At 71.4% G+C, this 7,366-nt stretch carries 8 protein-coding genes; 6 read left to right on the forward strand and 2 right to left on the reverse strand.

Annotation, left to right across the window (positions count from 1 at the left end; translation table 11 throughout):
* Positions 1-26 precede the first annotated feature (26 nt).
* The 3 genes from ABFX51_RS34785 to ABFX51_RS34795 are packed head-to-tail and all read left to right on the forward strand — an operon-like array spanning position 27 to position 2,560.
* Positions 27-1,430: an RNB domain-containing ribonuclease gene (locus ABFX51_RS34785; protein WP_346056289.1), complete on the forward strand. Its 1,404-nt coding sequence runs from the start codon at positions 27-29 to the stop codon at positions 1,428-1,430.
* 3 nt (positions 1,431-1,433) lie between these two features.
* Complete coding sequence (locus tag ABFX51_RS34790; RefSeq protein WP_091511983.1) at positions 1,434-1,799, forward strand: DUF4326 domain-containing protein; 366 nt, start codon at positions 1,434-1,436, stop codon at positions 1,797-1,799.
* A complete protein-coding gene (locus ABFX51_RS34795; protein WP_346056290.1) occupies positions 1,796-2,560 on the forward strand; it encodes a helical backbone metal receptor in 765 nt (254 codons plus the stop codon). The genes ABFX51_RS34790 and ABFX51_RS34795 overlap by 4 nt, the downstream gene beginning before the upstream one ends.
* Here the strand turns inward: ABFX51_RS34795 and pip are convergent.
* Positions 2,543-3,508 (reverse strand): prolyl aminopeptidase, encoded by a 966-nt coding sequence (gene pip, locus ABFX51_RS34800; protein WP_091511988.1) that lies wholly within the window; start codon positions 3,506-3,508, stop codon positions 2,543-2,545. The genes ABFX51_RS34795 and pip overlap by 18 nt on opposite strands.
* Positions 3,509-3,615: 107 nt before the next feature.
* Here pip and ABFX51_RS34805 point away from each other — a divergent pair, with 107 nt between their 5' ends.
* Positions 3,616-4,560 (forward strand): undecaprenyl-diphosphate phosphatase, encoded by a 945-nt coding sequence (locus ABFX51_RS34805; protein WP_346056291.1) that lies wholly within the window; start codon positions 3,616-3,618, stop codon positions 4,558-4,560.
* Positions 4,557-5,456, forward strand: coding sequence for a cytochrome c oxidase assembly protein (locus ABFX51_RS34810; RefSeq protein ID WP_346056292.1), 900 nt, complete (start codon positions 4,557-4,559; stop codon positions 5,454-5,456). Before ABFX51_RS34805 ends, ABFX51_RS34810 begins: the two co-directional genes overlap by 4 nt.
* On the opposite strand, the gene panB is transcribed toward ABFX51_RS34810, so the two are convergent.
* A complete protein-coding gene (panB, locus tag ABFX51_RS34815) occupies positions 5,450-6,310 on the reverse strand; it encodes a 3-methyl-2-oxobutanoate hydroxymethyltransferase (protein ID WP_346056294.1) in 861 nt (286 codons plus the stop codon). The two genes, ABFX51_RS34810 and panB, sit on opposite strands and share 7 nt — an antisense overlap.
* Positions 6,311-6,537: 227 nt before the next feature.
* Between panB and ABFX51_RS34820 the strand changes: the two genes are divergently transcribed.
* Complete coding sequence (locus ABFX51_RS34820) at positions 6,538-7,101, forward strand: DinB family protein (RefSeq protein ID WP_346056295.1); 564 nt, start codon at positions 6,538-6,540, stop codon at positions 7,099-7,101.
* The last annotated feature ends 265 nt before the right edge of the window (positions 7,102-7,366 follow it).

The following is a 7,366-nucleotide window of genomic DNA, read 5'->3' on the forward strand; positions in this document are numbered from 1 at the left end:
CCGGCGATCCGGGTTAGGGTGGGAACGTGCCTCGCTCGGCGGCCGGCTCACCCACGGCGGACGGGGGCTTCGGTCACCTGCGCGCCGAGTTCGAGCTGCCGGAGTCCTTCCCCGCCGACGTGCTGGCGGAGGCCGAAGCGGTGACGGCGAGCGACGCCGGCCGCGAGGACGCCACGGCGCTGCCGTTCGTGACCATCGACCCGCCCGGCGCCAAGGACCTCGACCAGGCGATGGTGCTCACCCGCCGTGGCGACGGGTTCCGGGTGGACTACGCCATCGCCGACCTGGGCGCCTTCGTGGTCCCGGGCGGCCCCGTCGACCGGGAAGCCCGCCGCCGCGGCCAGACGATCTACCTCCCGGACGGCGCCGTGCCGCTGCACCCGCCGGTGCTGTCCGAAGGGGCGGCGAGCCTGCTGCCCGGCGCGGTCCGGCCCGCCGTGCTGTGGACGATCGACCTCGACTCCCGCGGCGAGCCGACGGCCACGCGGGTGCGGCGGGCGCTGGTGCGCTCGGTCGAGCAGTTCGACTACGACACGGTCCAGGCGGCGCTGGAGGCCGGCCGCGCGCACCCGTCGGTCGAGGCGCTGCCCGCGCTGGGCAGGCTGCGGCGGCAGCTCGCGGTGGCGCGGGGCGCGGTGGAACTCCAGCTGCCCGAGCAGATCGTGAACGGTGACGTCGGCGCGTGGCGGCTCGGCAAGCGCCCCCGCAACGACGTGGACGCGTGGAACGCGGAGATCTCGCTGCTGACCGGGATGGCGGCGGCGTCGATCATGATCGAGGCCGGGATCGGGGTGCTGCGCACGCTGCCCGATCCGGACCAGGGTTCGATCGACTGGCTGCGGCGCTCCGCGCACGCGCTCGGCATCGACTGGCCCGCCGAAACCGGGGTGGCCGAGATGCTGGCCGGCCTGGACCCGACGCGACCGGAGTCGATGGCGCTCTACGCGTGCACGACTCGGCTGCTGCGCGGAGCGGGGTACACGGCGTTCGACGGCGAGCTGCCGCCCTCGACGGCACACGCGGGCATCGGCGCGCCGTACACGCACGTCACGGCGCCGATCAGGCGGCTCGTCGACCGGTTCACCGCCGAGGTCTGCCTCGCCGTGACGGCGGGGCGGCCGGTGCCGGAGTGGACGCGGGCCGCGCTGCCTGTGGTGCCGTCGTTGATGGGCACCTCGGACGGGCTCGCCGCGCGGGTCGAACGGGCGTGCATCGACCAGGTCGAGGCTTGGCTGCTGGCGGAGCGGATCGGCGGTACGTTCGAGGCGGTCGTGCTGCGTGCGGACGACGCCCGCGCGGAGATCCTCGTCGAGGACCCGCCGGTGACCGGCAAGTGCGCGGGCGCGAACCTGCCCGAGGGGGAGCGGATCACGGTCCGGCTCACCGGGGTGGACGTCGGCAGGCGCAAGGTGTCTTTCGAACGGGCGTGAGCGATGGAGAAGTGGACGGACGCGGAGCGGAAGCTGGCCGAGCGGGTGCAGGCGGGGGAGGCCGTGGTGGTCAACGTGCGCAAGTCCGGCCCGCACAAGCACCTCGTGCCCTGGCTGGTCGAGCAGGGGCTGCTCACGTACATCGGGCACGCCGGGCCGCGGCACTCGTGGCCGGAGTCGGACTTCGCGAACCCGTTCGTGCGTGAGGCGAAGAAGGACCGGAAGGCGATGGTGCGGCACTACCGCGAGTACCTCGACGGCCGGGAGGACCTGCTCGCGCGGCTCGGGGAGCTGAAGGGCCGGGCGCTGGGCTGCTGGTGCGCGCCGCAGCCGTGCCACGGGGATGTGCTGGTGGAACGGCTGCGATGACGCTGTTCGACGACCTCGGCGAGGACGTGCCGCTGCGCGGGCTCCCGGAGCGGGTGGTGTCGCTGGTCCCGTCGCTGACGGAGGCGGTGGCGACCACGGTGCCGGGCGTGCTGGTGGGTGCGACGGACTACTGCACGCATCCGTCCGATTTGGACGTTACCCGGGTCGGGGGTTCCAAGTACCCGAAGCTCGACAGGGTGTTCGAGCTGAGCCCGGACCTCGTGCTGGCCAACTCGGAGGAGAACCGGCCCGAGGACGTGGAACGCTTGCGTGCCAACGGGTTCCCGGTGTGGGTCACCGAGGCACCCGCGACGGTGCCGCACGCGCTCGCGTCCCTGCGGCGCCTGCTGACCCAGGCCTTCGACGTGGACGAGCCGCGCTGGCTCGTCGAGGCGGAGGAGCTGTGGCGCGAGACGCGGCCGGTGCGGCGCCGGGCCGTGGTGCCGGTGTGGCGGAAGCCCTGGGTGATCCTCGGGCGGGACACGTTCGGCGGCGACGTGCTGCGCCGGCTGGGAGTGTCCATTGTGTACGGCTCGGAGGCCGACCGGTACCCGCGCCCGAAGCTCGACGAACTGCGGTCGTGGTTCGCCGAGGGGGCCGCGGACCTGCTGGTGCTGCCCGACGAGCCGTACCTGTTCACCGCGGAGGACGGGCCCGAGGCGTTCCCCGGCGTGCCGTACGTGCTGGTGTCCGGGCGGTACCTGACCTGGTACGGGCCTTCGCTGGTCGCGGCACACGCCGAACTAAGCGCGGTGCTCTGACCGTCGGAACTCGTCCGTCGCGACGCGGAGCTGCTTCAGCGTTTCCGGTTCCGTCACGGCGTGCCCCGCGTTGTTGACCAGGCACAACCGCGCGCCCGGCCAAGCCTGGTACAGCTCGTAGGCCGTCGCCGGCGGGCACACGACGTCGTACCGCCCCTGCACGATGAACCCCGGGATGCCAGCCAGCCGCCCGGCGTCCCGGATCAACTGGCCCTCCTCCAGCCAGGCGCCGTGCGTGAAGTAGTGCACCCCGGCGCGCGCGAACGTCAGCGCGAACCCCGGCTCCCGGTGCGCGTTCCGGAGCCGTTCGTCCGGGATGAGGGTGCCGATCGAGCCCTCCCAGCTGCTCCACGCGACCGCGGCGGCCTCGCGGGTGCGGGGATCGGCGAGCAGTTCCGCGTACCCGGCCAGCGGATCGTCCCGGCGCTCAGGCGGGAGGGGCTCGAGGAACTCAGCCCAATACTCCGGGTACAGCTGCGCCGCGCCGCCGCGGTAGAGCCAGTCCAGCTCGCGCTGCCGCACCGTGAACACCCCACGCAGCACCATTTCGGACACCCGCCGCGGATGCGTCTCGACGTAGGCCAGTGCGAGCGTCGCGCCCCACGAACCGCCGAACACGAGCCATCGCTCGATGCCGAGGTGTTCCCGCAGGCGCTCCATGTCCGCCACCAGGTGCCACGTGGTGTTCACCGCGAGATCGGTTTCCGGGGCGGTGATGGAGGGCACGCTGCGCCCCGCGCCGCGCTGGTCGAACAACACGATCCGGTAAGCCGACGGGTCGAAGTGCCGTCGTGACAACGGTGACGTCCCCGCGCCGGGACCGCCGTGCAGCACGACCGCGGGCTTCCCCTCGGGGTTGCCGCAGACCTCCCAGTACACGCGGTTGCCGTCGCCCACGTCCAGCAGGCCGCTGTCGTAGGGCCTCAACGGCGGGTAAAGGGCGTCCATACCGCACCACTCTGCCGGACCTCCGGCTCCCGCCTCACAGGGTGTTCCCCTTCGGGTCAGGTACGTTCGACGCGGAATACCGCTTCGCCTTCCCCGAAAGGTCCTCAATGTCCGCAGTGACATATTTCGAGGCAATTGTCGTCGGCGCCCTGCAGGGTGTGTCGGAATTGTTCCCGGTGTCCAGTCTCGGGCACAGCATTCTGCTGCCCGCGTGGATCGGCGGGAAATGGGCGCAGGACCTCAGCATGGGCAAGGACTCGCCGTACCTGGCGGTCCTCGTCGCGATGCACGTCGCCACGGCGCTCGCGCTCGTCGTGTTCTTCCGCCGCGACTGGGTGCGGATCGTGCGCGGGCTGTGGACCTCCATCCGCGACCGTGAGGTCGCCGACCCCGACCAGCGGCTCGCTTGGCTGCTCGTGCTGGCCACCATCCCGGTCGGCATCGCCGGGCTGCTGCTGGAAAGCGCGTTGCGCAACTTCCTCGGCAAACCCGTGCCCACGGCGATCTTCCTCGCGCTCAACGGCGCGGTCCTGCTCGCGGTGGAACGGTTCGGCCGGGCGAAGCAGGAAGCGCCGCCGGTGCCGGCCGCCGCCGAACAGACGATCGACTTCTCCGCCGAGGTCACCATGCCGATGCGGGCCATCAGCGTCGAGGAGGCGTCGGACCGGCGGCTGTCCAGGCTCGGCGTCGGCGAGGCCGTGCTGATCGGCGCGGCCCAGATACTGGCGCTCTTCCCCGGGATCAGCCGCTCCGGCATCACGATGGTGGCGGGCCTGCGCCGCGGCCTGAGCCACGAGGACTCGGCCCGGTTCGCGTTCCTCCTCGCCACGCCGGTGATCCTCGCCGCGGGGGTGCTCAAGATGCCTTCGCTGTTCACCGAGGAAAACCGCGCGTCACTCGGCCCCGCGCTCGTCGGCAGCATTGTCGCGGGTGTCGCCGCGTATATCGCCGTCCGATTCCTGACCTCGTATTTCGAGACGCGCACGCTGACCCCGTTCGCGATTTACTGCGTGGTCGCCGGAATCGCCAGCCTGGGATATTTCCTGGTATGACCGTCCCGCTTTCCTGGGGGCGGATCCTCACGGCCTGGACGCCCGACGTCCCGGCGATCGTCTTCGTCCTGCTGCTCGGCGGCGGCTACCTGTTCGCCGCGCGCCGGGTCCCGGCGTGGCCGCGCGGCAGGACCACGGCGTTCCTCGCGGGGCTGGCCACGGTCCTGCTGCTGACGTGCTCGTTCCTCGGCGTGTACGACGACGCGTTGTTCTGGGTGCGGGCACTGCAGGTCGTGGTGCTGCTGATGGTCACCCCGCTGCTGCTGGCGCTGGGCGCCCCGCTGACGCTCGTGCTCGCGACGGTGCCGTTCGCGGACCGGCTGCGCCGGATCGGACGCGGGACCGTCGCGCGGGCGCTCACGTTCCCGCTGGTGATCACGGTCCTGCTGATCGTGCCGCCGTTCCTGATCTACCTGACGCCGCTGTACGAGCTGACGCTGCGGCACGGAGCGATCGACGAGCTGGTCCGGCTCCTGCTGGTGTGCTGCGGGTTCTGCTACTTCTGGACGCGGCTGCGGCTCGATCCGACGCCGCGTGAGGACCACCACCTGGTGTCGTTCGGCATCAGCTTCGCCGAGGTCGTCGTCGACGCCGCGCTCGGTCTCGTGCTGTGGCTCGGGCCGCTGCGGGCGGCGGGCTACTACCACGCGCTGGCCCGCACGTGGGGTCCCGACCTGCGCACCGACCAGATCGTCGGCGCCGGGATCCTGTGGATCGGCGGCGACCTCGCCGGCCTGCCGTTCGTCGGCGCGCTGTTCACGCGCTGGATGCGTGACGACGACCGGCAGGCGAAGGAGATCGACCGCACGCTCGACGAGCAGGAGGACGCCGGTTCGGGTCTGTGGTGGGAGAACGACCCCCAGCTCGCCGAGCGGTTCAGGCGCCGCGGTCAGTGAAAGGCGTGCTCCGGCGCGGGGAACTCGCCGCGGCGCACCTCGTCCGCGAACGCCGTGACCGCGCTGGAAAGGACCCCGGCGAGGTCGGCGTAGCGCTTGACGAACCGGGGCGCCTTGCCGCGCCGCAGGCCCGCCATGTCCTGCCACACCAGCACTTGCGCGTCGCAATCGGGCCCGGCGCCGATGCCGACCGTCGGGATCTTCAGCTCGTGCGTGATCCGCTTGGCGACCTCGGCGGGCACCATCTCCATCACCACGGCGAACGCCCCGGCCTCCTGTAGCGCGAGCGCGTCGGCGACCAGCGCGTCACCGGCGTCGCCGCGGCCCTGCACCCGGTAGCCGCCGAGGTTGTGTTCGCTCTGCGGGGTGAACCCGATGTGCCCCATCACGGGGACGCCGGCGGTGGTGAGCGCTTCGACGTGCGGCGCGAACCGCCGTCCGCCTTCGAGTTTCACCGCGTGCGCGAGGCCCTCCTTCATGAACCGCACCGCGGTCGCGAGCGCCTGTTCGGGGGAGAGCTGGTACGAGCCGAACGGCAGGTCCGCCACCACGAGTGCCCGCTTGGCCGCGCGGGTGACCGCGCGGACCAGTGGCAGCAGCTCGTCGACCGTGACCGGCAGGGAGGTCTCGTAGCCGAACACGTTGTTGGCGGCCGAATCCCCGACGAGCAGCACGGGGATCCCGGCCTCGTCGAACAGTTCGGCGGTGTACATGTCGTAGGTGGTGAGCATGGGCCACGGTTCGCCGCGGTCCTTGAGCTCCTGGAGGTGGTGGATGCGCACCTTCCTGGCGGGTGCGCTCCGCTGGACGCCGCTGCCGTAGGGCGCGGCGGTCTCACCAGTCGGGGTGGACATCGTCGTCGACCAACCTTCCCTCGAGGCCCTCGCCGGGTCCCCGGGTCGTGGATCTGGGAAGTCCAGCGTGACACCGGGACACCGGCGGGCGCGAGCGCGTGCGATGAGCTTCACACGGCGCGGTGACCCGGGAGGCGCGAATTCCGTTGTGCCCCAGGACAATTCCCCGAATTGTCAGTACCCCCTGGCATGATCCCCCCAAAACCACCTCAGAGAGGAGCCCGGAAATGCCCGTGCACGTCCACCCGGTCCGCGACGAACGCGAAGGCCTGCTCGCCTTCCTGGCCCAGCAGCGGTACGTCCTGCGTCTCGCGGCGCACGGCCTCACCGACGAGCAGGCGCGGATTCGGCCCACCGCAAGCGCTTTGAGCATCGGCGGCCTGCTGAAACACGCGGCGAGGACGGAGCGGGGGTGGATGGCGAGGGTGCTGCAACGCAGACCACCGGACCAGTCGGGTGATTTCGAACTGACGAGCGACGAAACGCTGGATAGTGTACTGGCGGAGTACGGTCAGGTGGGCCGCGAAACGGAGGAGGTGGTGGCCGGCATCCCGGATCTGGGCCATCCCGTGCCGGTGCCCCGCGCGGCCCCGTGGTTCCCGGTGGAGGTCGAAGCCTGGTCGCTGCGGTGGGTCCTGCTGCACCTGATCCAGGAGACGGCGAGGCACGCCGGCCACGCCGACATCATCAGAGAACACCTGGACGGCGCGAAGGCCTTCGAACTCATGGCAGCAGCCGAATCCTGGCCCGATTCGCGGGGGATCCAGCCGTGGGGCCGGGAGGAGGGGTGACGGTCGTGCCCGCTGGGGGACGAGTTCTTCCGCGGTCGATCGGTCGGCACGCTGCCATCCCGCAAGCGCTTGCGCCGCCTCCGCCGGTCGAGGCCGTGGTAGCGCGGTCTAGCTGTGATGTCCAGGGACGTTGTCCCGGGTTGAGGTGACTGGTGACGGCCTGTCGTGCAGACAGGTGAAAGCCTCCGGATGTGAAGTGGAGCTGTCGGGGAACCGCTTCACCGACTGGAGGCCTTCGTGTCCCACCCTAACGCCACCCTGACCC

It is taken from the genome of Amycolatopsis dongchuanensis, assembly GCF_039542405.1.
Lineage (GTDB): Bacteria > Actinomycetota > Actinomycetes > Mycobacteriales > Pseudonocardiaceae > Amycolatopsis_E > Amycolatopsis_E sacchari.

Bases quoted from the DNA above. Each gene is read 5' to 3' on its own strand.
- ABFX51_RS34790 (WP_091511983.1), top strand. From the start codon at position 1,434: ATGGAGAAGTGGACGGACGCGGAGCGGAAGCTGGCCGAGCGGGTGCAG.
- ABFX51_RS34795 (WP_346056290.1), top strand. From the start codon at position 1,796: ATGACGCTGTTCGACGACCTCGGCGAGGACGTGCCGCTGCGCGGGCTC.
- pip (WP_091511988.1), bottom strand. From the start codon at position 3,508: ATGGACGCCCTTTACCCGCCGTTGAGGCCCTACGACAGCGGCCTGCTG.
- ABFX51_RS34805 (WP_346056291.1), top strand. From the start codon at position 3,616: ATGTCCGCAGTGACATATTTCGAGGCAATTGTCGTCGGCGCCCTGCAG.
- ABFX51_RS34810 (WP_346056292.1), top strand. From the start codon at position 4,557: ATGACCGTCCCGCTTTCCTGGGGGCGGATCCTCACGGCCTGGACGCCC.
- panB (WP_346056294.1), bottom strand. From the start codon at position 6,310: ATGTCCACCCCGACTGGTGAGACCGCCGCGCCCTACGGCAGCGGCGTC.
- ABFX51_RS34820 (WP_346056295.1), top strand. From the start codon at position 6,538: ATGCCCGTGCACGTCCACCCGGTCCGCGACGAACGCGAAGGCCTGCTC.